A 536-nucleotide genomic window follows, 5' to 3' on the forward strand; every position below is an offset into this window, starting at 1 on the left:
ATCACGCCGTCGAAGGAGAACGAGGCGTCCAGGACCTCCAGGTAGAGGAACATGAAGAACGCGGCCTTGCCCGCCAGTTTGACGGCCGACTTGGGCTTGCCGGCGCGTTCGGCGGCCTCTTCCTCCTCGTGCTCGCGTTCCTCCTCCTCTTCGAGCTTGTCCTCGAAGTAGCCGGAGAGCCCACCGACGATCATGTAGGTGATCAGACCCGCGATACCGGCCAGCAGAACGGTTTCCGCCTTGTCGGCGTGGGCGCCGCCGTGCTGGTGGGCGTGGGCGCCGAAGGTGATCGCGGAGATCAGCAGCACGACCAGGGCGATGCAGACCGACAGCATGTCGACCTTGCCGAGCTTGGCCAGCGGACGCTCCAGCCACCCCAGCCACTTGATGTCCCGGTCCTCGAAGATGAAGTCGAGGAAGATCATCAGCAGGAACATGCCTCCGAAGGCGGCGATCGACGGGTGGGCGTCGGTCACCAGTTCCTGGTAGCGGTCCTTGTCGGTGAGGGCGAGGTCGACGGCCTCGACGGGGCCGAG

Annotated in this window: 1 protein-coding gene; it reads right to left on the minus strand. The window is 65.3% G+C overall.

The window, feature by feature from the left end; genetic code table 11:
• On the minus strand, positions 1 to 536 hold a 536-nt coding region (locus HZS56_RS37865; protein WP_216725332.1), incomplete at both ends, for a DUF475 domain-containing protein.

The sequence above is a fragment of the Streptomyces mayonensis genome (assembly GCF_018982965.1).
Lineage (GTDB): Bacteria > Actinomycetota > Actinomycetes > Streptomycetales > Streptomycetaceae > Streptomyces > Streptomyces mayonensis.